The sequence below is a fragment of the Vibrio sp. 10N.247.311.13 genome (genome assembly GCF_041467595.1).
Lineage (GTDB): Bacteria > Pseudomonadota > Gammaproteobacteria > Enterobacterales > Vibrionaceae > Vibrio > Vibrio crassostreae_C.
Window position 1 is genome coordinate 1 of record NZ_JBFSUX010000030.1, and the last position, 26,350, is coordinate 26,350.

Sequence of the window (26,350 nt, forward strand, 5' to 3'; positions counted from 1 at the left end):
GACAGCTCTGAAGGATCCTTCAACCGATCGCTTTGGCTTTAACTGATCGGCATTAGAGCCTAGAGCTCCGTTTTTATTTGTCTGTATAAAATGACTTATACAACGAACAAGTTTAAGACCGTTAGATAGTCCAACTATTGCCCTTCTCAACCACGCTGTTTTCGGACGCATAAGAATTGATAATGGTAAAGCTCGACTCGACAGCTGGCTCTTGCCCAATTTGATTCATTGAAACTCCCTCATGATGCCCTTCTCTACAACTGCACTTCTCGCATACTTGCTTCAAAATATGCACGAGCCTCTCTTGGTTAAGCGGCAAAGGGTTTCCTTTAATCGCCACTGATTTGAGCGCGTCGGCAGACACCTCATCAAACTGGGCTTCACAGACACCAAATTCCAACAAGTTGGGTAACTTAAGCGTATCAAGCACTTCCGATAACCAAGAAATTGCCTCCTCTTCTATTGCTTCTACGTTACCTGTTACTATCTGAGCGATTCGCTGATAACGCGCTAGGATGTCGCTTCTTTGCTGCTCTTTTGCAACGGCTATGTTCTCCAACATCACAAACGGCGCTAAACGCGCGGTAATCACACTATGAGGCGCAGAAATCTTACCTCCTAGTGCGGAGGCTAAACCATGGGCTGCGCCAAGCTTGGCATTAGTTATCGCCATACCACCGAGCATAGAAGCGAAAGCAAGATCAGAACGCGCTTGAGGCTCATCATAAACACACGCTTTAACCACAGAACCACTCAACTTACGCAGCCCTTCTTCACAAATCATATCGGTTAACAGATTCGGTTCACCACACACGTAGGCTTCCATTAGATGAGTAAAGGCATCCATCGCACCTCGCCCAGATAGATATAGATTGGTTCCATGAGTTAGGGTTGGGTCGACAATCGCAACGTCGGCCAGCATGTCTGGGCTTCTCAGGCTGATTTTTACTTGGTCTTGGCCTGATTTCAGCACCGCGTTTTTAGTGACCTCGGCGCCGGTACTCGCTGTGGTTGGAATTGCGATAAACGGAAGTGGTTTGGTTTTAAGAGGAACATTACGCCCGACCACTTCAACATAGTCATATAAATTGCCTTGATTAGGTAAAACCGCAGCCAACGCTTTGCCCATATCGATGGCGCTACCGCCCCCCATGGCGACAACCATATCTGGCTTAAATCGACGAGCAGAAATAGCCGCCTCTTCAACCATTTTGATATTAGGTTCACCGGAAACGGCAATGTGCTGATAACGCATACTCTGCGCATCAAGATAGTCAGTAACAATTGAAGTGCGCTCTAATGTATTGCCTGTAACCAATAGCACGCTGTAGCCATATTGATTAAAGAGAGACAATGAAGCGGAAAGTGCTCCATCACCAAAGATGATCTTTGTAGATGTCATAAATTGAAACATGGTGCCTCCTGCGCCTATGACCGAACAAAACTGCGAACTCTTGGTTATTGGAATTTAGCCTTTATATAGTGCATCAGTATTAAGATGCCTCGTTCTGTATGCGCTTTTTTTGACGAGGTGCAACTTGTCGCATTAAAGATGGATTAATGTCGTATTCTTAGGGGTAATTCACACTCTTAAATTAAGGGTAATCAATCTGAATACCCATCAGAAATCAGCATGGATCCTTTTTGTGACCATTATTTGCTCTGATAGACAAAACCTATTGTATTAAGAGGTAATTCCATCTTTATTTCCCCATGGCATTGAGGCATAGTTGGTTTTATGAAATTTTGAGTGGCATTCACTAAAGAATAGTTAACATAATCGAGTTAACGAGCCTCATCCCGTATTTAGGAGAAATTAAATGTTTGTAGTTATTTTTGGTCGCCCTGCTTGCCCATTCTGTGTTCGTGCAAAAGAGCATGCTGAAACTCTTAAAGCTAAACGCGATGACTTCAACTACCGTTACGTTGACATCCACGCTGAAGGTATCAGCAAAGCTGATCTAGAGAAGACTGTTGGTAAACCTGTCGATACAGTTCCACAAATCTTCATCGACCAAGACCACATCGGCGGCTGCACAGAATTTGAAGCATACGCAAAAGAAAACCTAGGTCTTTTCGACTAAGCTAGGATTTCTCAAACGAGAATCAGGGCTAAAGCCTTAAACAGCTGACCCATTTAGGCGTTAGACTGTACGATTTATAGAAAGCCCGCTCACTGTAGCGGGCTTTTTTATGACCAGTTTTCATACGGAATAAGAATAAGGTCAAAATCAAGTAAATTAACAAAATATTGCTTATAATTTATTTATATTTAGATACAATTCACCTCTCAAACTTACCCTGTGTTCCACGCCAATTATTGAGCGACCACCGTGAATATCGACGTTGTTTTTCTGTTAGAACAAAACCCCATTCTCCTCATCTTTGTTGTTTTATCGATTGGATTAGCCATTGGTAAAATTCGTTTCGGTAGCCTCCAACTTGGTAATTCAATCGGTGTTTTGATTACTTCCCTTATCATGGGACATCTTGGCTTTTCTTTTAACGCAGATGCGCTCACCATTGGTTTCATGCTGTTCATCTACTGTGTTGGCATTGAAGCTGGACCAAACTTCTTCGGTATCTTCTTCAGAGACGGTAAGCACTACCTCATTCTGAGCCTTGTGGTACTTTCTACCGCAATTGCCCTAACCTATTTCAGTAGTCATTACCTTGGCCTAGGCTTTGGTTTATCTGCAGGCATGATGGCAGGTGCCTTAACAGCAACGCCGATATTGGTAGGTGCTCAAGATGCTCTGAATTCTGGGCTTGCAGAATTACCAAGAAACATGGACTTGAGCCTGATTATCGAAAACCTTTCAGTCGGTTACGCGATGGCTTACTTGGTTGGCTTAATCAGTATGATTATGTTTGCTCGCTTGATTCCAAAACTTCAAAAAGTGAACCTACACGACTCGGCAGAGCAAATCGCCCAAGAACGTGGGTTAGGCGCTTCAGGTCAGCGTAAGGTTTACTTGCCCATTATTCGTGCTTATCGAGTGGGACCAGAGCTCATCTCTTGGACTGACGGTAAGAATCTGCGTGAACTGGGCATCTATCGCCAAACAGGCTGTTACATCGAGCGTATTCGACGTAATGGTATTCTTGCCCATCCAGATGGTGATGCAATTCTGCAAGAAGGCGATGAGATCGCATTGGTTGGTTTCCCAGATAGCCACGCTCGTCTAGACCCAAGCTTCCGTAACGGTAAAGAAGTTTTCGACCGTAACCTTCTCGATCTGCGTATCGTGGAAGAAGAGATCGTCGTTAAGAGTGACAGTATCGCAGGTAAGCGCCTATCAGACTTAAACCTGTCTGAATACGGCTGTTTCCTTAACCGCGTAGTACGTGCTCAGATTGAAATGCCGATGGACTTAAACATCGTGCTTTCTAAAGGTGACGTCCTACAGGTGAGTGGTGAAAAGAGTCGAGTGCACGGCCTAGCTGAGAAAATTGGTTTCATCTCAATCCACAGCCAAATGGCGGATTTGATGGCCTTCTGTAGCTTCTTCATTTTGGGTATTTTGTTTGGTTTGATCACCATGACATTCGGTCAGGTATCGTTTGGGCTAGGTAACGCGGTTGGCCTGCTTCTATCGGGCATCATGCTTGGTTTCCTACGAGCGAACCACCCTACTTTCGGTTATGTGCCTCAAGGTGCTCTGAACATGGTCAAAGACCTCGGTTTGATGTTCTTTATGGTCGGTATCGGCTTGAGCGCCGGTGGTAAGATATTTGAGCACTTAACCCAAGTTGGCCCACAGGTAATAGGTATTGCCCTAGTAGTGAGTGTGCTGCCAGTATTCTTCGCTTACTTGGTTGGCGCTTACGTATTGAAGATGAACCGAGCTTTGTTGTTCGGTGCAATCATTGGCGCGCGAACTTGCGCTCCAGCGATGGACATCGTAAATGACCACGCTCGCTCAACGATTCCGGCTCTGGGTTATGCGGGTACTTATGCGATAGCCAATATATTGATGACCTTAGCAGGTACTTTCATCATCATAATTAGCTAGCATCTGCTGCATTAAAAGCAGCCAAGCTTAGATATTTCGAATGCACTAATTCACTTTGGGTTAGTGCATTTTTTATAACCTGTTTTAAGCGGTTCAAGCCTTCTTCCCCACTCCTGCTCTTAACTCTCTTCATCCCTTATTTCTACTCTTGTCCCCCTTCGAATCGCGGTAGCCGTATCCGCTCTTAAATCTCTTCGCATCCCGCCACTCGAATCCCATATCTGCTCTTAATCTCTTGAACCAAATAGCAGACAAAAAAATAGGCGCTCAATGAGCGCCTATTTCGTTTAGATTCGATAACTTGAATTAGATGTCAGCTACATCAAATTCAACAGCTGGGTTAACGTCAGCTTCGTAATCAACACCTTCAACACCGAAACCAAATAGCTTCAAGAACTCTTCTTTGTACTCTACGTAGTCAGTCAGTTCTTTTAGGTTCTCAGTTGTGATTTGAGGCCATAGGTTACGACAGTGATCTTGAATGTCTTCGCGAAGCTCAAGGTCATCTAGACGTAGACGGTTCACTTCATCCACTTCTGGCGCGCTGCCGTCTTCTTTGTATAGACGTTGGCTGAACATACGGAAGATCTGTTCCATACAACCTTCGTGAATACCTTCTTCACGCATCTTCTTGAACACCATAGCGATGTAAAGAGGCATTACAGGGATTGCAGAACTTGCTTGAGTCACTACAGACTTAAGAACAGCAACGTTTGCAGTACCGCCAGTTTGGCCTAGCTTCTCGTTCAGCGCTGTCGCTGCACGGTCTAGATCCATCTTAGCTTTACCTAGTGCGCCATCCCAGTAGATTGGCCACGTTAGTTCAGTACCGATGTAGCTGTAAGCAACCGTCTTACAACCGTCCGCTAGAACACCAGCTTCAGAAAGAGCATTGATCCAAAGTTCCCAATCTTCACCGCCCATTACAGTAACAGTGTCTTTGATCTCTTCTTCAGTTGCAGGCTCTACGCTTGCTTCGATGATTGTGTCTTTGTTCGTATCAACCGCAGTTGACGTGTACGTTTCGCCGATAGGCTTTAGAGATGAACGAATTACTTCGCCAGTCTCTGGCATTTTACGCACTGGAGACGCCAGTGAGTATACAACCATATCGATTTGGCCTAGATCTTCTTTGATCAGGTCAATTGTTTTCTGTTTCGCCTCGTTAGAGAAAGCATCGCCGTTCAGGCTTTTTGAATATAGGCCTTCTTCTTTAGCAAACTTGTCGAACGCTGCTGAGTTGTAGAAACCAGCTGTGCCAGGCTTTTTCTCAGTACCGGCTTTCTCAAAGAAAACACCGATAGTTGAAGCGCCGCCACCAAATGCAGCCGCAATACGTGAAGACAAGCCGTAGCCACTTGAAGAGCCAACAACTAGTACACGTTTAGGTGCGTTTGCGATTGGGCCTTGAGCTTTTGTGTAAGCAATTTGTTCTTTTACATTAGCTTCACAACCGACTGGATGTGTTGTAGTACAGATGAATCCGCGAATTCGAGGTTTGATGATCATATTCAACTTCCTTAAAAAATCAGGTTAAGGATAAAAGTTTCGTACGCAAATGGCATCTAATTTCTGTAAAAATGTGGTGAAAATGCAAGTGGTTGGAGCACTCAGCTGATATTTGCTGACTAAGTCACCATTTGTTAACGCATCTATTGCGACTTCTACGACAAAAACAAAAAAGGCACCTAATTAGGTGCCTTTTGTCATTTCTTTATCTAAGCAACGCTATTTAGCTTAGGTTTTAACTCTTTTCGCGTCAAAGTTTCACTGTAATCATGACTGAAGTGGTCAACTTGAATCGCTGCGTAGCGAAGTTTGTCTGCTGCAATGATTTGGTCAACTTCGTCTTGAGTAAGAACATCTGCCGCCAGTGCTTGAGCAAGTTTATCTTGCAATAGACCTTTACGAGCCACTTTGCCCTCTTTCACTGCTTTGAAGATCTTACGTTCGAGAGGCTTGATGCTGTACATCGCATTGAACGCATTCTCCATTAGGCCAACACTATCCTCTTCTTCTTTGCCTATGTAGCAAAGGTGAGTTAGACGTTCACGGTGTGCACCCGGAGTCATCAAGCTTTCTGCCAGTTGTACCGTTAGATTATCACTTGGTTTTTCAAAGTGGTTACCGACAGGGAAAACTAGACCTTTAAGTACTTTACCTACCATCTTGTTCGGGAAGTTTCTGTACGCTTCTTGTAGCGATTTAGCCGCGTTATGGAAACAGTGTTGAATCGCGTAGTGTACGTAGTCTAGGTCAGCTTGTTGACGACCTTCATCTTCATACTTCTTAAGCGCTGCAGACGCCATGTATAGGTAACTTAGACCATCACCTAGACGTGCAGAGATAAGCTCTTTACGTTTCAGTTCGCCACCTAGTGTAAGCATTGCGAAATCCGCACTCACTGCAAGCGCACGGCTCAAGCGAGTTAAGTCTTGGTAGTAAGGCTTCGTTGGACCGCTCATATCCGCTTTAATGAACTTAGAGCCTGTCAATGCCGCACCGAACGCACCAAACGTGTTCTTAGTTGCGTGAGAGATATGCTTGAACAACAAGTTATCGAAATCCTTCGCACCTTGCTTCTCATCTGGGTTTGCTGCCGCTTCCATTTCGCTTAGCACGTATGGGTGACAACGTGTCGCACCTTGACCGAAGATCATCAGGTTGCGAGTTAAGATGTTCGCACCTTCTACTGTGATAGCAACTGGAATACCTAGGTAAGGCGCAGCTAAGTAGTTCATTGGACCATCTTGAATTGCACGACCAGAGTGGATATCCATTGAATCATTCAGGATAGTACGCGCCATTTCTGTCATGTGATATTTCGCGATAGCCGTAACGATACCCGGCTTCTCTTTCATATCGAGTGAAGTAGTTGTTAGTGTACGAGTCGCTTCTAGTAGATATGTTAAGCCACCAATACGACCTAAACTCTCTGCAACTCCTTCAAACTTACCAATCGACATACCGAACTGCTTACGAACATAAGCGTATGCGCCGGTCGTTTTCGCCGTTAGGTGGCCCATCGCCGTGCCAAGTGCGGGTAATGAGATACCACGACCTGCAGACAGACATTCCACCAGCATACGCCAGCCTTTACCTGCGTAATCGGCACCACCGATTAACCATTCCATAGGAATAAATACATCGTGACCGCGTGTTGGACCATTCATAAACGCAAGACCAAGTGGGTCATGACGCTCACCAATCACAACACCTTCGTGGTCAGCCGGGATTAGCGCACAAGTGATGCCAATGTCTTCTTTGTCACCCAGTAGCTTTTCTGGATCGTGCAGTTTGAAAGCCAGACCAAGTACCGTCGCCACTGGTGCTAGTGTAATGTAGCGTTTGTTCCAGTTAAGCTTGATACCTAGCGTCTCTTTACCTTCGTGCATGCCCATGCACACAGTACCGACATCAGGGATACCACCCGCATCAGAACCCGCTTCTGGGCCTGTTAGTGCGAAACATGGGATATCTGTACCGTCAGCAAGACGAGGTAGCCAGTAGTCTTTTTGGTCTTGAGTGCCGTAGTGAGACAGCAGCTCACCAGGACCAAGAGAGTTTGGAACCATTACTGAAACCGCAGTACTGATACTGCGAGTCGCAATCTTAGTTACGATAGTTGAGTTAGCGTGTGCTGAGAATTCACGACCGCCATACTCTTTCGCAATAATTAGCGAAAAGAAACGCTCTTTGCGTAAGAAGTTCCACACCTCTTCAGGAAGGTCTCGATCTTCTTTTACAATTTGGTGGTCATCAAGCATAGCGAGCAAGGTTTCAAGCTCATTATCCATGAACGATTGCTCTTCTGCTGTCAGCTGAGGTTTTGGGTATTGATGCAGCTTAGTGAAATCTGGTTTACCAGAAAACAGCTCTCCGTCCCACCACACGCTACCCGCTTCCATCGCTTCTTTCTCGGTGCTAGATAGTGGTGGTAGTACTTTTTTAAAGAGTTTAAAAGCTGGGTCACTTACCCATTTTTGTCTTAGAGAGCTCATAGTTCAGATCCTTTTGTTCACTATATTGGTTGTGAATGTTTCGCTTTTTATTGTTTTATTCTTCTGCTGACATGCCTGCGGCTAAATATGGAATAAGAATATCGACCACTGCCTTAGCATCTATCTTTCTGTCATAGTCATTCTCTGCAATTTCTACCAGAGCCTGACTTGATGCCATGGTGAATACACAAGTCCCTAGGGTGAAGTGTAATCGCCAAAATAACTGTTCTTGAGTGAGGTTCGGATTCGCCTTCATTACAGATGTCGTAAACAAAGAAAGTACTTCGCTGTAGCGAGTAGTAATGAACCAACGCAAGTGTCCTTGCACATCCGTATAGCCTCTGCCGATAAGTAACATGAATCGGCTTGTACCATTTGGCCTAACATCATTAAGTGCTCTTAGTGGCTGTCTCAACGACTCAAACACGTCACTCATAGAATACGTTTCGTTCAAGTTTAAGTTCACTAATGCATCTTGCAGTGCTGGCATAAATGCTTCTAAGTAACGATTGAGTACCGCACGAACCAGAGTCTTCTTATCGCCAAAGTGATAGTTCACTGAAGCTAAGTTGACATTCGCTTTACTCGTAATCGTACGTAAAGAGGTGTCATTAAAACCGTGCTCAGCAAATAAGCCTTCAGCCACATCTAAGATTTTGTCTTTGGTTGTACTTCTTGGTGCCATTTCAATCACTCGTATTAAACAACTGTTTGAAATATACGCTTAGTACATTTATTTAACAAGCAAGCAACATCACATTTTCACAAATTGGTCGTACCAGTTAATAAAACTCAGCACTAAACGATTGAATCGCTGTGTGTTTATAAAAAAATAAAAAAATAATGAATTTTCTTGGAACTGAAATGGAAATGGAGAGTCCTAAATTAGGTAGAAAACAGCGTATTTAGAAGTTTAACAGGCCGTCAAACTTGTTCTTCTCACTGCTTTCTTAATTACTGCATTTTCCTTATTAACTCCTATACTTGTATCCGCCCAAACCACGTTGGTTTGGGCTTTTTTTTTGTTTGTTGTTTGGGACGAGAGTGAGCCTTACTTACCCCTCTTCACAGCTACTAACTACAACCTGAACAGCGCGACCGCCTCTTTATATGCTGTCATTTCTTCCTAAGAGTCGAACTACCATGCTTGGTACATTGTTATCACTGGAACTCGTATTTCAAACAACCTACTAGCCAACGTTTACCTATCTGAGTCCAAACCTAATACTACGTTTCCTCTATTTACGGTGCATCCATTCGAAGCTTGCCACTTGCTACTATTGGTAAATTAATCAATAAGGATAGAGACTTACATTCGAAATAAAGCCAACAAACTTAGCAATTTCTTGCAGATGTCCTAAGCTTCGTTTAATACCCTTTTCAATTAAGTAGTTAAACGCTTGTTGGGAAGCGGCGGGAGCTTTTAAAAGTAGAAGGAGACCTACTTTGAGACTGTTGAAATTACCTATTATGTGTTGCTTAGTTATTGCAGCTCCACTCTCTGCTCAAACTTTAGAACAGGCCGTAGCCATTACCTTGGCTACCAATCCTGAGATAAAGAGTATCTTTAATGAGTTTGTGAGTGTACGGAAACGAAATGACGCCGCAGGTGGTGCTTATAGACCTAGTATCGACCTGGATGCTGGTATTGGTTACGAAGGCATAAACCCTGCACCAAATAACGGCCCCGATACCGATCTCACAAGAAAGGAAGCGACGATTTCCCTCACTCAGTTGCTGTGGGATGGTTCATCGACTCTCAATGATATTGATCGTACTGCCGCAGAAGCAGAATCGGTTCGTTTGCAATTGCTCGCGGATGCCGAAGACAAAGCGCTAGAGGTCACACAGATCTACTTAGACGCAGTCAAAGCAACTGAAGTTTTAGCCCTTTCGGAAAGTAACCTCGCTATCCACAAGAAAATCTATAAAGACATCAAAAAGCGTGCAGTCTCAGGCATAGGCTCAACCGCAGATGTATCTCAGGTAGAAGCAAGGATTGCAAAAGCTCACGGCAACTTATTAGCCGCACAGAACAACCTAATTGATACCCACACCCAATTTAGAAGAATAGTGGGTCAAGAACCGCTTGGCTTAGTCTACCCAAGAGCCGATATTTCTATGATTCCTCTGTCATTATCAGACGCGCTTGTTGATGCTCTGGACCAACACCCAGTCATCAAAGTCGCGACTGCAGATGTCGATTCAGCGCACTTCCAGTACAAACAATCAAAAGGGGTTAACTACCCGACGTTCTCTATCGAGGCATCTCAATCATGGCGAGATGATGCTGGAGGCGATGAAGGTTCGAGCCAAGAGACTTTGGCAATGTTGAGAATGCGATACAACCTCTACAACGGTGGTACCGATAGTGCTAATTCAGAAGCTGCAGCTTACCAACTCAATAAAGCAAAAGATCTAAGAGATCGTGCTTATCGACAAGTTGAAGAAGGCCTTCGCCTCTCTTGGAGTGCATTGGATCTGACGTTACAACAAAAGAACTTCTTGTCTGATCACGTGGATTCGGCATCAGAAACCGTTATCGCTTATGAGAAACAATATCGAATCGGTAAACGTACGCTACTGGATCTGCTTAACACTGAAAACGAATTGTTTGAAGCCCGCAAAGATTACTTAGATGCGCATTACTCTGAACAGTACGCTAAATACCGTGTAATGAACGCGACAGGCTCTCTATTGAACGCTCTACTGGTCGACATTCCAGACGAGTGGACAACGGCAGTGGAGTATTAATGATGAAAATACCTTACTTATTACTTCCCGTGTTAACGATGACTTTATTTGCCTGTTCAAACCAGCAGGAAGAGGCTTATATCGAGACACCTGAAGCAGAACAGATTGCAGACCTGCAAGACGATGATAGAGATGGTGTGGTGAACGCTCGTGATATCTGTCCAGGTACGCCTGAGACATCACAAGTCGACAATGATGGTTGTGGCGAAACGATTCGTGCGGAAGAAGTCAGACAGCTAAAAATACTCTTTGCTCATGACTCATTTGAAGTGAACCCAATCTTCTCAGACCAGATCAGCACGATGGCAGAGTTTCTTGAAACCTACAAAAGTGCCTCGATTGAAATACAAGGCTATGCGAGTAAAGTGGGTTCTAACGAGTACAACTTAGACCTATCAAAAAAACGAGCAAACAATGTTCAAGACGAGTTACTATCGAATGGTATCGAACCAGAGCGAGTGCGAATTATCGGCTATGGTGAAGAGCGCCTAGAAAGCGATGGCGACGACCCTACTTCACACGCATTGAACCGTAAGGTAACAGCGACGGTGGTAGGGTTAAGTGAACAAATCGTCGAGGAGTGGACCATATTTACCACACTTGAAAAATAGCGTGACATTGTCACTGTGGATCTAGATGTGACATAGAGCGAGTGTCGAACAACAGCAGCTTAGTTATAAGATCAATAAAGCCGTGATAGGGTTGCCCATCACGGCTTTTTTGTTCTTTGTCGTCACATAAGTCGAGGGAGACTCTGTGACTCTTCTTGCTACTCAGAAGTTGACTTGTTACTCAGTGAGTAGGCTCCCTATTAAGCGAGCCGACTACCGATTATAGTTTTACTTCTTGATGCTTAGTTTTCGGTAGAGAAATACTTAGCAGGAAGTAACCTAAGATAGCTGCAGTCGTTGAGCCCATCAGGATACCTAATCGAGCAAGCGTATCAAAATCTGCGTTCGTTGGACCAAATGCCAGTGACGAGATAAAAATAGACATCGTAAAGCCAATACCACACAACACAGATACCGCGAAGATGTTCATGAAGTTCACACCTTCAGGAAGCTTAGCTACGCCGGTTTTCACAGCACCCCAGCTGAATAGGAAGATACCCAGTGGCTTACCAATCAATAGACCCATAGCAATACCAAGCGGTAGCATACCTGTAAGGTTTGAAATTGAGATGCCTTCTAGTGAGATACCTGCGTTTGCAAATGCGAAGATTGGCAAAATTGCAAAAGCGACGTATGGGTGCAGAGCATGCTCTAAGTGTTTCAGCGGAGAACGCTCCCCTTTATTACCTTTCAGTGGGATAGCAAAACCAATTACTACACCTGCCAATGTTGCGTGAACACCAGACTTCAATACTGCGAACCACAGAATTGCACCAACAATAAGATAAACACTCAGCTTAGTCACATGCTTGTTGTTTAGCATGAACAACACACCAGTCGCGATGAAGCCAACTGTAAGTGCAAGTGTTGATAGGTCGCCTGAGTAGAACAGTGCAATGATAACAACAACACCTAGGTCATCGATAATTGCCAATGCTAGTAGGAATACCTTCAAGCTTACCGGTACACGGTTACCAAGAAGAGCCATAATACCCAATGCGAATGCGATATCAGTCGCTGCTGGGATAGCCCAACCTTGAAGCGCTTCAGGGTTACTTGAATTAAATAGCACGTAAATAAGTGCAGGAGCTAGCATACCACCCACAGCTGCGATAGCTGGGAAGATTGCTGTCTCTTTAGACTTTAATGCGCCTTCTAAAAGTTCGCGCTTAACTTCTAAGCCGATTAGAAGGAAGAAGACAGCCATTAAGCCATCGTTAATCCAGTGAGACACAGACATACCAAGAACGTAACTGTGAAGTACACCTTGGTACATTTCGTTCAGTGGTGAGTTTGCTACAAACATTGCGATCGCCGCAGCGATGACTAGTATGATGCCGCCAGCAGATTCCATTTTAAAGAAGTCACGGATGACGTCGGTCATGATTTCGCCCTTATATTTATTATTTAAATAAACGAATAACAAAGAATAACCACGAGTTTATATCCAAGTTTAATTGATAGATAATCACTTCTTCGGATGTTTAACTTCGGTTTTTCCTACAAATACTAAACAATACGTCGTATATTCCATAATGTTGTTATGCACCATGAATTAAGTATAGATGAGATCATCGAACCTGTATGCACAATTCATTGGGGGTGGCTAAAAGTCGCAGGCATAAAAAAAGGCTATCAAATGATAGCCTTAGGTATTTTTTAGTAGCCAGTTAACTGCATAAAGCCTGTCGCTTCATGACTCCCGCTCGCCTTAATTGGCCCTTCCCAATATGGTATGACAAATGGAAGCCACATATCCCTGCGTATAATACGTGTCGTGAGGTTGATATCATGCTTAGGGACGTTGATGATCCACTGTAAAGGCATCCGTCTTCCATTCATCAACGTTGTATTTTGCAATGGTTGAATGGAAATGTCGGATTCCGTTAATTGGTAAACTTTGCCTGAGCGCGTTGCTAATGTCCCGAATATGTAAGGCAACTGTTGGTTATGACGATAGCGGTTAATGCTCAGCGCTGTGCCGTCATCGAGGTTAAATACAAACCAATCCCAACCTTGTTGGCCCACTCCAAGTAAGCCACTGCCCCACTCTTTATGTACCCACGCAGTTCCTTCCACTTCCTTGGTAACGCCGTCTAGGTTCAACACACCGCTCAACGATAAAAATGGAGCGCTGAAGTTATAAGACGCGACAGGTAATAAGTCGTGCTTTTTCTGATAACCGTTATCGCCGTTGAGCACATAGGGCCCTTTTGCAATGGTGTCGAGTTCTAGTCCAAACGTATCAGTTTGCACTTGAAGGCGCCCGGGGAATGGGGTGTTGCCGAGTGCACGCCAGTTCCAGTTATCAATCCAAAGCCTGAATGGACGATTAGTCATTCCCGCTTGGCCAATACCGCCACGAGCCATGCGCTGTTCTTTCCATACTTTGGACTTAGAAGAGGCCACCACATTTGAGATATAGACTTGAGGGCTTTGCCACCCCGGTGTTTCACGTTCGTCCGTTGCGATACGAAAAAAACTCCACTGAACCGAATAGTCTTTACCATCATCACCTTTCAAAGATGCAAAGTAATGCCACCACTCGTGCTGAAACTCTGGGTGGAACTTAAAATCTTGTGGTAGCGAAACATTACGGTCTGGCAAAACAGGTTCGAACACATTGAAGTGTTCATTAACCAATATTGAGTTAACTTCATTCACGCCCTTTTCACCAGGATCGATGAAATAGGAGTAATAACCCCAAACACTTAAAAAGATGCCGAAGAAACTGATTAATAGCAGAGAAGACAGGATTCGTTTTCTTAACTTATTTGAGGTATTCCGTAAAAACATACTAAAGCGCATCCCTCAGTGACTTCATCGGAGTGTTCCGAATCATTCTCATCACTGGTAAAGCACCAGCTAGCATCAATGCTGCCATGGCCCATGCAAATGTCTGCAAATAGTCCCAAGGAATCACTTGTAACTCGAGTGACCACCCAAAAGACTGCTTTATCACGATATCAACAATTAGGCTCGCTAACGCCAATCCGAGCGGAATCGCAATTAAGGAGGAAATAAGCCCAAACACAAACAACTGCAAACTACCTGTCAGGATCAGCTCTTTCGCCGAGACACCCAAACAGCGCTGCAAGGAAATATGCCTTTGGCGAGACACTTCTCCCGCAACCGTCGCAAAGAAAATACCGAAGACGGCGATAACCAAGGTGATGTTACCTAATGTATCTGCAATCGCGAACGTCCTATCGAACACCCGCATTGCTTGACTGTGAATATTGTTGTTATCGAAAACGCGCTCGGAGCCAAGCCTGAATACGCTTTCTAATCGGCTGCGAAGCCCTAATGAATTCACATCGTTTTTGAGTATTACCCCAAGGCCGACATTACCCCGCCCTGCAAAGCCATACAGCCAGTTTCGATGCGACATCATGACTTGATGGTAAGGATTACCGTAATCGTAATAAACACCGACAACCTGCCAACCAGAGCCGAGACTATCATAGAGGTCAATGTAGTCGCCAGGGCGAATCCCCAGCTTGAGAGACATCGATTCACTGATCAACACACCTTTAGAGTGATGTAAGTGATACCAGTAATTCGGAATACCTAATTTGATCGTCAGCGCTTCTAGCTCACCTTCAGAAGGCCCCGTACTGACCACCTGAATACTACCGACTGGAGACGCCACATCTTTCTCCCAACGCCACCAAACCGAATCCACTTCAGGTTGGTCAGATAACCAATTACTCATACGAGCAGCGGCATTGTTGGTTGGGTAGATATACAGATCGGCAGCCAAACGCTGTGTTAGCCATTTATCAGTGGTATCTCTAAAGCTACCGACCATGGTTTCTACACCAATATTGGCTGTTAAGGCTAACATAAACGCCATCGTCGCCACGCCACGGTAGCTCATACTGGAAGCTGCATCAGCAAAGAACCAGCGAGCACGAACCCAGCGCAACGAATAAGAGAGGCTGTTAAATAGCTTCCACATCAAAAACGGGGTAAATAGCGCCACACTGATCAGCATTAGCGCGATAATCGCAAAACCCGTTTCTTGAGTCTGAGGGGCTTGATACACAGCAACAGCAGCAACCAAGAAGCCACAGCCAATCAACGCTTGCCAAGTGAACTCGGTACCCGCAAAACGCATCAAAGACAAACGAGAAGACAGACGAATCGGTTGAGACTTAAGTAAACGAACCAGTGGCCACGCACACGCTAAGAAAGCACCAATCAATGCCATCAGTAAGCTGTAACCACTCCAACGCCAATTCCAGTCGATCGTTAAGCCGACGTTAGCGTCGTATAAATCGCCCAAGCTTGAAGATACGGCAGGTAACAATTGGTTTGCTAGCATCACGCCAAATACATTGCCGCAGATCCAGCTCAGTAAAACCAATAGCAGTAACTCTAAACAGAGCGCTTTAGTCAGTTGCCAACCAGACACACCCGTTTGTCTTAAAATCCCGACTAACGGTTGACGCTGAATAAAAGAAAGCGACATTGCTTGATAGAAAATGAACAAGCCAACCACAAACGACAGCATACCCATCGCTTTTAGGTTTAAGTGGAACGCACTGGTCAGCGACTCAAGCTCTGCCTTAGAGCTACGAGAGATCGTCAAACCATTAGGTAACATATTTTTAAGACGTTCAAACTTCTCAGTGGGCATGTCTGAACAAGCAATCACTGAAAGCCCAGCACTGCGTTTAAGCATTCGGAGCAAGGAGATATCCGCAATCAACCTTGTACCATTAATCATATTATTTTGATCAACAACCACAGGACCAAGTTCAGAACCATCCATCAAAGGGATGTAATCACCGTTGTGCCATTCCATGTGTTCAGCAAGATCATCACTGACAAGGATTGGATATGGTGGCTTCATGAGGTTCAAAGCGGTGAGATCTTTTAACGCTATACCAGGTTGTAGCTGAAGCATAGAAACAGGATCTATACCGACAACCATGAAGTTTGCGCCATTTTCATCAGTGATACGATGGTGATCAAGAGGAGAACACTGTTGAAAACCTTCACGGCGAAGTTGGATATAAAAGCCTTGCGGGATTTTATTGGCGTTGTGTTTTGGTCGAATACGGTAAGGAAGAGGATTCGAAAAGAGTTTTTCGCCATGCGCATAGCTTTGTTTGGCGTGTTGGTTGATAGCAGTAACACCAACCAAAAGTGATACGCCGAGGGTTAAACCAAGCCATACCAAAATAATCTGCAGTGGGTAACGTCGATAGTGACCGAGTAGTGCCTTAACTACGGGCCATAACATGCAGTTGCCCTCCTTGCAGACGGATCCTACCATCCATATGCAGAGCTACTTTTTCACTGTGTGTTACCAACAGCAACGTACATTCTAATTGACGAGCCAAAGAGGTCAGCAAACGCATTACCGCTTCCGCATTACGCTCATCTAAACTACCGGTCGGCTCATCGGCCAGCAATATTTTTGGTTCCATATACAGCGCACGCGCAATGGCCGCACGTTGTTGTTGGCCACCAGACGCTTCTTCAGGGTAACGGCCAAGTAAAGGCATAAGATCTAAAGCAGAGAGAATCTGTCTCCAGAGACCTTTGTCTTCAGGTAAGCCTTTTAACTGGCGGCAAAAACGGATGTTATCGGCAATATTTAACGTTGGCAGTAAGTTGAATTGCTGAAAAATATGGCCAATGTTGTTTCTGCGATAAGCGGTGCGGTCACGCTCGGTTGAGTCGTGCATATTGAAGTGAGGAAAAGCGATTTCACCTGAGTCCGCTAGGTCTAAGCCCGCGATAAGATTCAGTAAAGTACTTTTACCTGAACCGCTTTCTCCCATTAATGCCAGCTGGTCACCTTGGTTTAATGTTAATTCAGCACCTTGCAAAACAGGGTGAAACTCCCCCCCATCGACATAGCCTTTACATAGGTCTGACAGCTTTAACATTAAACAGCTCGCATTAGTTAGAATTTGGAAGGAGAATCTACACTAATTCCCTGTTAGGAGGAAGTATTTTGAAAGATAGATCACACGCCAACGATAAAGTGATGCGATTGGTGCGCCCTACTTCAACTTCCTATCAAGTTTTTAATCCATTTTCTTGTTTTCATGCGATAGAGCGACCCGCCCCACTTGAGGACTTCTTCCGTTAGGAAAAGCAGATATACCCACTCAGGTGGAAACTTAAAATAGATAGCCGCGATGGCTGCCAATGGGATACCGATCACCCACTGAGCAATCAAATCTTGATAGAGGCAGAACTTCACATCACCACCCGCTCTCAACACCCCAACGATCACAGTCAATGGCACCGAGCGAATGACAATACCCACACAGAGGATCAGAATGAACTTCTCTGAGAGGGCTCTGGTTTCTTCCGTCAGTGCGCTAAAGGCATTAAGTATTGGCGTTTGAACGAAATAGAGAAAAACGGCTACAACAATACTAGTTAAGAAACACAAAATTGTTAAGCCAAGCGCTTGATAGTAAACCGCTTCATTGTTTTTCGCACCAAGTTGATTACCCACCAAAACAGCTGCCGCATTCGAAAGGCCAATCAATAAACTCAATGAGATAGATTCAACCGGCGTCATGACCGATAGCGCAGCCAGACCTTGAACGCCCGATTGCCCCATGATCGCGTGGTAAGCAAACAAACCACCCGCCCATGCTAAGAAGTTAAACGTGGTCGGCAGAGACAGCTTCAAGAAGCGAACCACCTTATCAATCGAAGCTGCCGCTTTAATATCGCAAAACTTAAATGCTAATAAATGCTTAGAGAAATAGAGATAACCAAACAAAGTCGCGACTTCAATCGCGCCACTCAGTACCGTCGCAATCGCCGCACCTTTGATTCCAAGCGCAGGAAAGCCTAAGTTACCGAAGATCAGCACCCAGTTTAAGAACACGTTAGACAGGATGCCGATACCGCTGAAAAATGTACTTAGCCCGGGTTTGTGCATCGCTCTCAAACCCACAGCCATACTGCTGACACACGATACCGCTAGCATGCTAAATGACGTAATTACGATGTATTCAACGCCTAAGTTGATGACCTCTTGAGAGTCGGTCGTCACGCCCATGATTTGTGCAGGAAATGAAACGAAAAACGCGATAGTCAGTAAAGCAAACAGTGTCGACACCAGCCACGTCAGCGCAGTGCTTTCTCTCACACCTTGTCTATTACCCGCGCCCCAATATTGAGCAGTAAGAAGAGCACCGCCCGTGGTAACACCCACCAGCATAATGGTCGTCACGAACATCGCTCGGCTCGCCACACCCACAGCTGCGATGTCTGCTTCGCCAAGTTGACCCAACATCAATACATCCACCAAGCCTCGGCTTGAAAACATAATGCTCTGCAAGGTGATGGGCAGTGCAATCGCAATAAGCCTGCGAACAAAATCACCTCGTGTGTGATGAATAATTGAAGAGAGCAACATAGAGAGATACCTAAACGGAACGTATTGATGAATAAAGATAAATATCGCGCTATTATATCAATGTTCGGTTTTTAACCACAGATATAAATGGAGTAACAATGAAGAAAGTACTGGTTTTAGGCGCTTCTGGATATGTTGGTTCGCAACTCCTCCCTCTCCTGCTTGAGCAAGGCTATCAAGTCACGGCAGCAGCAAGGCATATCGACTATTTAAAGGCACGGACCGAGCCTCACGAAAGCTTATCGCTTGAGTATCTTGATCTGGCCGATCAAGCCGCGACACAAGCCTTAGTCCCCGACTTTGATCTTATCTTCTTTCTCGTCCATGGCATGGCGGAAGGCCACGACTTTATCGATTATGAGCTGAACTTAGCCCGTAACTTTGTTTCTGCACTTGGTCCTAAAAACCAGCATGTTATCTATCTGAGTTCACTTCAACCTCAAACCGGCAACTCTGAGCACCTTCAAGCTAGAAAGAAAACGGGTGAGCTGCTTCGTAAAGGTTCAGTTCCTGTTACTGAGCTTCGTGCAGGCGTCATTATCGGCCCGGGTTCAGCTGCCTTCGAGATAATGCGAGACTTCGTTTACAACCTACCAATCATGATTGCGCCAAAGTGGGTCGACTCTAAAGCGAACCCAATTGCCTTGCAGAACCTGAATCACTACCTGCTGAAACTTGCACAAGACACGCCTAACGAAAGCCAAACCTTTGAGGTGGGTGGCCCAGATATCGTCTCTTATCGAAATCAATTCGCGCATATTGCCAAAACTGCCGATCGTCCACTCAGGCTGTGGGCGACATCGCTACTCACACCTAAAATCGCTTCTTATTGGCTTGGCGTGGTGACCTCTGTCCCTTCCAACATAGGTAGAGCCTTGCTTGCGGGTTTAAAGCATGACTTTATTGCTAACTCGACCACCATCCAAGAAAAGTACCCTCAGAAGCTTGTCTCGTTCGAGAGCATGGTTGAACAAGCCATTCACGCTGAAGGAAACTTTGTCAAAAGCAATGTGTGGGGCTTTGATAAAACCGCCTTCAAACGCTGGCAAGCTGGATACGGTTATTATCCAAAGAAAACAGGCGCAAGTATCACTTCAAGCGCTTCACTGGAATCGCTCTGGCACGTGGCTCAACAAATCGGAAGCCCGAAGCAAGGTTACTTCTTCGCTAACGCTTTATGGCGCACACGCGAATGGTTGGATGTTATTTTCGGTGGCGGCGTACCGGTTCGACAAATGCCAGAAGGACCCAACCTCAAAGTCGGTGACAAGATTGACTCTTGGAAGGTTATTCGCTGTGAAGAGAATCAGTTTCTATCCCTGCTTTTCGGTATGAAAGGCCCCGGTTTAGGGCGACTCGAGATTACCGTCTCTGACCACGGTGATGCTCGCGAGCTAAACATCTCGGCTTGGTGGCATCCAAAAGGCTTTCTAGGATTGCTGTATTGGTTTGCGATGATGCCAGCTCACCTGTTTATTTTCAAAGGCATGGTGAAGGCAATTGAGAAGCAAGCTAAAGAACAGGATTAAAAGCAGATGCGAGATTCGGGTAACGGGATGCGAAAAGACTTAACAGCAAATTAGCGACACGCGCTATGAGAGACAAAAAAGAGCGGATAATTCCGCTCTTCGTATCTCTCATCTCGAATCCGCTATTAGCCGATAACGCTAATTGGGATCTCAGCCAGTTGGTTGCCTTGGTTAGCAGGGTAAACGATGTATTCACCGTGATACTTCACCGCAGACTTATAGTCCGTTACTTTGTGAAGCATGAAGCCCGCTTCCATCGCCGCTTGGATGAACTCAGCATGGTTGCCACGAACAAACCAGTTCATTGGCTTAACCATCAACTCCCCGTCGAAAGAGTCGTCACACTGTTTACCGCATAAAGCAAAAGAGTGCTCGCCATCGGTGAAGAATTGAATCTTGCCGCCAGTCGTTAGCTCGTCTTCACTCGATACGCTCCAACCCATCTCGTACATTTTGTCCATGAACGCTTCAACATCACTGTCTTTTAGCGTTTTAGGCTCTTCGCCTTCAGGGAAAAAACGTCCGTAAAACGCAGAAATACGTTTAAAGGTAAAAGTTAAATCAGAGTTGTTGCCTTTTGAGCGACCCTGTTTCTGCCAGCGAACTAAGTCAGGCACAATCACGCGATCATAAGCTTGGGATTTAATTGCCTTTGTTACCCAACGAACCAAATAAAGGTTGTTCGCGATAGGTGCGTCAATGGCCTTGCCAGACTTATGTAGAGCATATAGCTCGCCTAGCGCATCATTCACTAACTTCTGAATTTCAATATAGTATTTTGACATTATGCCTTCTTTCCTAATGTCCAATATAGTAATGCTGACATTACTGCACATGCAGCCATTACCATAGCCATAGACCCAGCACTGTCACTTGGCAGCATCGCAACGATAGCCCCAACGACAGAACCAGTACCAAATCTTAATGTTCCCGCAAGCGATGAAGCCGTGCCTGCCATGTTTGGATAACCACTGAGCAATAGCCCCATAGAGTTACTGCCGATAGTAGAGATGGTGCCAATAAATAGCATCACAAACGGCACGATTCCCCAAAGCCCGAGATCCAGCGCCCAACCGACAAGTAAACCTACGCCAGCCAGTAATTGGATGACCAACGCTGCCCTCAACATTGTATGAGAACCGACCTTCTTAACGATTCGACCATTGATTGTCGTCATCAGAATCATCGCAACAATGTTCAGACCAAATAGGTAACCAAACAGGTCAGGACGTACGCCATAGACATCAATGTAGACAAAAGAGCCTGCAGTTAATAATGCAAACATCCCAGAGAACGAGAATGCACCCGAGAAAATCAAGCCCATAGCGGTCGGGTTTTTACATAAACGGGCGTAATTACGAATCGTGGTTTTAAAGCGCAATGGTTGTCGGTTTTCTGCAGGAAGCGTTTCTGGGATCTTCATCGATACCGCCAGAATCACGATCACCGCAAAAATAGCCAGAACCCAGAAAATTGAACGCCAACCGAACCACAACGCTAAGTAACCGCCAATCATCGGAGCAACCAATGGCGCAACTGTCATCACCAAAGTAACGAAAGACATGGTTCTTGCGAAATCTTCACGATCGAACATATCTCTTACCACCGCTTGGATGATAACGGCCGCCGCAGCACCAGCAAAACCTTGAGCGGTACGGATGTAAGTCAGCGCTTCAATGCCATGAGTTGTCGCACTCACCATAGAAGCGATAGCAAACAAGAACACACCAATAAGCAGTACAGGCTTGCGACCATAGCTATCCGCCAACGGGCCATGCAGCAACTGCCCCAGCGCGAAACCTGCGGTATAGGCTGTTAGCGTGATTTGTACCTCACCCGCCGTCACACCAAGATCTTTAGCAATGGTCGGCATCGCTGGCAGATACATATCAATGGCTAGCGGAGTAAGTGCACCAATCGCACCTAGAATCAAAAACAGCACTAAGCCTAATTGAGGTGTTTCTAGTTGGGAGCTTTGGCTCTGTGAGGTCGATGTTTGCATGGTTCTCCGAATGTTCAACTGATAGAGCTAGGGACTAGCGTGAGTACGCGACTCAAAGATTGGCTGAGACTTTCCTAGTACCAGTCAACATCATCAGCCGACGCTATCCATGGTCGGCTTTACAACGAAAGGGCTATGTCCAGCAAAAGTGGTCTCTTGTGAAGAACAATTTCTTGTTAAGAGCAACTTCTAGCTAAGGACTACTTCCAGATTGAATCGACTTCTTCTTGCGTTAGGTAACGGTATTCACCTAACTCTAAAGATTCGTCCATCTCAATTTCGCCAATACGTTCACGGTGTAGTGCTTCTACCTTGTTACCAAGAGCAGCAAACATACGTTTAACTTGGTGGTATTTGCCTTCGTGAATCGTTAGCAGCACTTCACGCTCTGCACGAACTTCTAGGTGTGCAGGAAGTGTTAGGCCATCTTCGCTCTTAAGCTGGATGCCCTCTTTGAATTTTTCAACGTAATCGTCTTCAACAGGTTCAACCAACCACACACGGTACGTCTTCTCGCACTTGTGCTTTGGCGAAGTGATACGGTGAGACCACTTACCATCGTCGGTAATCAATACAAGACCTGTTGTATCAATATCTAGACGACCAGCAAAGTGCAGCTTGTCCATTTTGATTTCATCAAGTAATTCAAACGCGATACGATTTGCGCCATCTTCATGCGAACAAACAAAGCCTTCTGGCTTATAAAGCATGATGTAACGTGGGCCGTGAACATTCAGTTCATTGCCTTGCCATTCCACAACGCACTCTTCAGTTACCTTGAGTGAGCCGCTTTTTTGAATGACATCATTTACTGTCACTGCCTTGGATTTTAATAAGTGTGTTGCTTCTCTTCGAGTGACGCCTAATGCATCGCACAGAAATTTATCTAAACGCATGAATACCTCAACTAATCTAAGTCGGGTATTATAGTCACCTTTGCTCAATTAGTTGAGCTATTTCACACTATTTGTTTTCCTTCTTACAAGACGCGATATGTATACACTCCGCCCGTACCAAGCTGATTCTGTAAAATCAGTGATTCATTACTTCAGAAAACACCAAACTCCGGCAGTGCTCGTGCTTCCGACAGGTGCAGGAAAAAGCCTTGTGATTGCAGAGTTAGCAAGGCTTGCGAAAGGTCGAGTGTTGGTGCTTGCTCACGTAAAAGAGTTGGTTGAACAGAACCATGAAAAGTATGAAGGTTACGGGCTGAAAGGCTCGATTTTCTCTGCGGGTTTAGGACGCAAAGAGACCGACCAACAAGTCGTGTTTGCTTCGGTGCAATCTGTGGTGCGAAATCTCGATTCATTCTCTAACCAATTTTCGCTGTTGGTTATCGACGAATGCCACCGTGTTCCCGATGAAAAGACCAGTAGTTATCAGAAAGTCATCACTCACTTACACGAGAATAATTCGGGCATCAAGGTGCTTGGATTAACAGCGACCCCATATCGTCTTGGGATGGGTTGGATTTATCAATACCACACTCGCGGTCAAGTGCGTTCAGATGAGCCACGTTTCTTCCGCGACTGTATCTTTGAGCTGCCGATTCGTTACCTGCTCGATGAAGGTTTCTTAACTCCTGCACGCATGATTGATGCACCCGTGTTGAGCTATGACTTTTCGCAGTTAAAGCCCGCGAGCACTGGTCGCTACAAAGAAGCAGAACTCGACATGGTGATCGAGCAATCGAAACGAGCGACCCCACAGATTGTCGATCAGATTATTCACCTAGCCCAAGATAAACTAGGCATCATGGTATTCGCTGCGACCGTTCGACACGCGCAAGAGATCCTCGGCTTATTGCCAGAAGGTGAAGCTTCAATTGTGATTGGTGATACACCAACTCTCGAACGTGACCAAATTATCAGCGACTTCAAAGAACGTAAAATCAAGTTTTTGGTTAACGTATCGGTATTAACCACAGGTTTTGATGCGCCACACGTCGATTTAATCGCGATTTTGCGCCCGACAGAATCCATCAGTTTGTATCAACAAATCGTTGGCCGTGGCTTACGCCTATCTCCGGGTAAAAAAGAGTGTTTGGTGCTCGACTATGCGGGCAACAGTTACGACCTCTACCAACCTGAGGTTGGCGACCCTAAACCCGATTCAGACAGTGAAATCATCACCATCCCTTGCCCTGCGTGCGGCTTCAATAATAACTTTTGGGGCAAGCTAGACAGCAATGGCTTCTTGCTTGAGCACTTTGGGCGCAAATGCCAAGGCTACTTTACCGATGAAGACACGGGCGAGCGCGAGCACTGTAATTATCGCTTCCGAGCGAAATATTGCGGTGAATGTGGTGCTGATAATGACATTGCTGCGCGCATTTGTCATGAGTGCGATGCAACCTTAGTCGACCCAGACAAAAAGCTAAAAGAAGCACTGAACCTAAAAGATGCCTTGGTATTTGAATGCTTGGAAATGGACCTCAACGTGCTTAAAGACGAGAAAGGTAAATCACAACTTAAGGTCACCTATCGCGGAGAAAACCAAGCGCAAGTGCATGAGTTTTGGTCATTAACCAGCAAAAAGCAGAAGCAGAACTTCAAAGACCAGTTTGTTCGCCCTCACCTTGCAGACAGACATCGCCCTTTCGAAGAAGCCTCACCGACGAAAGTGGTTGCTCACCAACATAGATTCCGCCCACCTCAATTCGTGATTGCCCGTAAAGTCGGACGCTTTTGGAAAATGAGAGACAAGATATTCGAAGACGAACTACAGCAGCGTTAAGGTTAAGAATAAAAGTAAGTCTTACGTTCTTAACACTCGGCAATTAATCTTATGTATTAAAGCCTGCGCCATTTAAGCGTTAAGTTTTTCGGTATCAAATTCTCATTATTAATCAGGTTCACTTTCTGTTCAGAATTACTTTTTTATACTGAACGCTATCAACCTTCTCTAGGATTCGCTATGTTTAGTAAAGCTATGATTTCTTTGTTTTCTATAAGCTTAGGCTTATTTGTTTCTGCTGGCGCATGGGCTGACTCACATCATAATGGTCATGAATTAGTGCAGGACGTTCATAAAGCAGGAACCAGCATCGAATTTGAAGAAGATCAAGACGAAGTCTATGAAGCCGTACGAGAAGGCTACATTCGCCCTTTCTCAGAAATGTATGCGGCGGTTGAAAACGATCTTCATGGCAGAATCATTAAAGTAGAACTAGAAGAAGATGACGACATTTGGGTGTATGAACTAAAAATCAATTACCAAAACAACATCATCAAAGTCGAATACAACGCTGAGACGTTAGAAATGCTTATGATCAAAGGCCGCAACTTTAAAGACGCAATTAAACACGGCGACTAGTTACGTACGACGAAGAGCTAAGCACGACGAACAGTCATTAGAAGAAATTAGAAGAACAATTATGAAAATTTTAGTCGTTGAAGATGAGCCTCGTTTGGGCCAACAAATTATTGAAACACTTGAGGGGGCCGACTGGGTTCCAGATCTCTCTCAAGATGGTATCGACGCACTCTACCGTGCAACGTCAGAAGAATGGGACGCGATTGTCCTCGATTTAGGTTTACCTAAGCTTGACGGCCTAACGGTATTAAAAGGCATTCGAGACGAAAACATCAACACGCCAGTGATTATCTTAAGTGCTCGTGACACGCTAACTCAACGTGTTGAGGGCTTGAACGCCGGTGCTGATGACTACCTAACTAAGCCATTTGAGATGGTCGAGCTGATTGCCCGTATCCGAGCTCAACTGCGCCGAGCATCAGGCAGTGCTGCTCCGATACTTCAAATCGGTGATCTAAGCCTAGACACACGCAGTTCTAAAGTGTTGTGGCAAGGTCAAGCAGTTAGCCTCACGGCGCTGGAATATAAAGTTGTCGCGTACTTCATGCATAACCAAAACAAGGTTATCTCGCGCACTGAGTTGGTTGAGCATATCTACAAGCAAGACTTCGACCGAGACTCAAACACGGTTGAAGTGTTCATCGGTCGTATTCGTAAGAAAATCGCACCAAAGATCATCAAAACCGTTCGTGGCCTTGGCTACCAACTGAATGCTGAATAGCT

Annotated in this window: 20 protein-coding genes; 8 read left to right on the forward strand and 12 right to left on the reverse strand. The window is 45.2% G+C overall.

Going from position 1 to position 26,350, the window contains the following annotated elements:
• Positions 1-121 precede the first annotated feature (121 nt).
• Complete coding sequence (locus tag AB6E52_RS13580; protein WP_102320604.1) at positions 122-1,414, reverse strand: iron-containing alcohol dehydrogenase; 1,293 nt, start codon at positions 1,412-1,414, stop codon at positions 122-124.
• A 406-nt stretch (positions 1,415-1,820) separates the two neighbouring features.
• On the opposite strand from AB6E52_RS13580, the gene AB6E52_RS13585 reads away from it, so the two are divergent.
• Together AB6E52_RS13585 and AB6E52_RS13590 are read left to right on the forward strand one after the other, a co-directional pair.
• The gene (locus tag AB6E52_RS13585; RefSeq protein ID WP_009847069.1) at positions 1,821-2,084 is read left to right on the forward strand and encodes a GrxA family glutaredoxin; all 264 of its coding nucleotides are present in this window, start codon (positions 1,821-1,823) and stop codon (positions 2,082-2,084) included.
• Between the two features lie 249 nt (positions 2,085-2,333).
• The gene (locus tag AB6E52_RS13590; protein WP_017060395.1) at positions 2,334-4,016 is read left to right on the forward strand and encodes an aspartate:alanine antiporter; all 1,683 of its coding nucleotides are present in this window, start codon (positions 2,334-2,336) and stop codon (positions 4,014-4,016) included.
• A gap of 306 nt (positions 4,017-4,322) precedes the next feature.
• Here AB6E52_RS13590 and fabV read toward each other — a convergent pair whose 3' ends face one another.
• The 3 genes from fabV to AB6E52_RS13605 all read right to left on the reverse strand — a co-directional run bounded on the left by fabV (position 4,323) and on the right by AB6E52_RS13605 (position 8,702).
• Positions 4,323-5,525 (reverse strand): enoyl-ACP reductase FabV, encoded by a 1,203-nt coding sequence (fabV, locus tag AB6E52_RS13595; protein ID WP_017065406.1) that lies wholly within the window; start codon positions 5,523-5,525, stop codon positions 4,323-4,325.
• 209 nt (positions 5,526-5,734) lie between these two features.
• Entirely contained in the window at positions 5,735-8,017 is a 2,283-nt protein-coding gene (locus tag AB6E52_RS13600) for an acyl-CoA dehydrogenase (protein WP_102320605.1), read from the reverse strand.
• A 55-nt stretch (positions 8,018-8,072) separates the two neighbouring features.
• On the reverse strand, positions 8,073-8,702 hold the full coding sequence (locus AB6E52_RS13605) for a TetR/AcrR family transcriptional regulator (protein ID WP_017065403.1): 630 nt from the start codon (positions 8,700-8,702) through the stop codon (positions 8,073-8,075).
• Between the two features lie 761 nt (positions 8,703-9,463).
• On the opposite strand from AB6E52_RS13605, the gene AB6E52_RS13610 reads away from it, so the two are divergent.
• Entirely contained in the window at positions 9,464-10,771 is a 1,308-nt protein-coding gene (locus tag AB6E52_RS13610) for a TolC family outer membrane protein (protein WP_017095900.1), read from the forward strand.
• Complete coding sequence (locus tag AB6E52_RS13615) at positions 10,771-11,382, forward strand: OmpA family protein (protein ID WP_052878165.1); 612 nt, start codon at positions 10,771-10,773, stop codon at positions 11,380-11,382. The genes AB6E52_RS13610 and AB6E52_RS13615 overlap by 1 nt, the downstream gene beginning before the upstream one ends.
• A 220-nt stretch (positions 11,383-11,602) precedes the next feature.
• On the opposite strand, the gene nhaA is transcribed toward AB6E52_RS13615, so the two are convergent.
• The 5 genes from nhaA to AB6E52_RS13640 all read right to left on the reverse strand — a co-directional run bounded on the left by nhaA (position 11,603) and on the right by AB6E52_RS13640 (position 18,781).
• Positions 11,603-12,766 (reverse strand): Na+/H+ antiporter NhaA, encoded by a 1,164-nt coding sequence (gene nhaA, locus AB6E52_RS13620; RefSeq protein ID WP_017070606.1) that lies wholly within the window; start codon positions 12,764-12,766, stop codon positions 11,603-11,605.
• A 275-nt stretch (positions 12,767-13,041) separates the two neighbouring features.
• Positions 13,042-14,190, reverse strand: a complete 1,149-nt coding sequence (locus AB6E52_RS13625) for a lipocalin-like domain-containing protein (RefSeq protein WP_102320606.1) — start codon at positions 14,188-14,190, stop codon at positions 13,042-13,044.
• The gene (locus AB6E52_RS13630; protein WP_102320607.1) at positions 14,180-16,633 is read right to left on the reverse strand and encodes an ABC transporter permease; all 2,454 of its coding nucleotides are present in this window, start codon (positions 16,631-16,633) and stop codon (positions 14,180-14,182) included. Before AB6E52_RS13630 ends, AB6E52_RS13625 begins: the two co-directional genes overlap by 11 nt.
• Positions 16,614-17,285, reverse strand: a complete 672-nt coding sequence (locus AB6E52_RS13635; RefSeq protein WP_017060385.1) for an ABC transporter ATP-binding protein — start codon at positions 17,283-17,285, stop codon at positions 16,614-16,616. The genes AB6E52_RS13630 and AB6E52_RS13635 overlap by 20 nt, the downstream gene beginning before the upstream one ends.
• 122 nt (positions 17,286-17,407) lie before the next feature.
• Positions 17,408-18,781 (reverse strand): MATE family efflux transporter, encoded by a 1,374-nt coding sequence (locus tag AB6E52_RS13640; protein ID WP_017060384.1) that lies wholly within the window; start codon positions 18,779-18,781, stop codon positions 17,408-17,410.
• 98 nt (positions 18,782-18,879) lie between these two features.
• On the opposite strand from AB6E52_RS13640, the gene AB6E52_RS13645 reads away from it, so the two are divergent.
• Entirely contained in the window at positions 18,880-20,310 is a 1,431-nt protein-coding gene (locus tag AB6E52_RS13645; protein WP_102320608.1) for a DUF2867 domain-containing protein, read from the forward strand.
• 125 nt (positions 20,311-20,435) lie between these two features.
• Here the strand turns inward: AB6E52_RS13645 and AB6E52_RS13650 are convergent, their stop codons facing one another.
• The 3 genes from AB6E52_RS13650 to rsuA form a co-directional block, all read right to left on the reverse strand.
• Positions 20,436-21,095, reverse strand: coding sequence for a DUF2913 family protein (locus AB6E52_RS13650; protein ID WP_017060382.1), 660 nt, complete (start codon positions 21,093-21,095; stop codon positions 20,436-20,438).
• Positions 21,095-22,312 (reverse strand): Bcr/CflA family multidrug efflux MFS transporter, encoded by a 1,218-nt coding sequence (locus AB6E52_RS13655; protein WP_102320609.1) that lies wholly within the window; start codon positions 22,310-22,312, stop codon positions 21,095-21,097. The genes AB6E52_RS13650 and AB6E52_RS13655 overlap by 1 nt, the downstream gene beginning before the upstream one ends.
• Before the next feature lie 200 nt (positions 22,313-22,512).
• Entirely contained in the window at positions 22,513-23,208 is a 696-nt protein-coding gene (gene rsuA, locus AB6E52_RS13660) for a 16S rRNA pseudouridine(516) synthase RsuA (RefSeq protein ID WP_017060380.1), read from the reverse strand.
• Between the two features lie 97 nt (positions 23,209-23,305).
• Between rsuA and AB6E52_RS13665 the strand changes: the two genes are divergently transcribed.
• The 3 genes from AB6E52_RS13665 (at position 23,306) to AB6E52_RS13675 (ending at position 26,348) form a co-directional block, all read left to right on the forward strand.
• Entirely contained in the window at positions 23,306-25,048 is a 1,743-nt protein-coding gene (locus AB6E52_RS13665; RefSeq protein ID WP_102320610.1) for a DEAD/DEAH box helicase, read from the forward strand.
• A gap of 180 nt (positions 25,049-25,228) precedes the next feature.
• Positions 25,229-25,627 (forward strand): PepSY domain-containing protein, encoded by a 399-nt coding sequence (locus tag AB6E52_RS13670; RefSeq protein WP_017066076.1) that lies wholly within the window; start codon positions 25,229-25,231, stop codon positions 25,625-25,627.
• 61 nt (positions 25,628-25,688) lie between these two features.
• Positions 25,689-26,348 (forward strand): response regulator transcription factor, encoded by a 660-nt coding sequence (locus AB6E52_RS13675; RefSeq protein WP_102320611.1) that lies wholly within the window; start codon positions 25,689-25,691, stop codon positions 26,346-26,348.
• Positions 26,349-26,350: the final 2 nt, after the last annotated feature.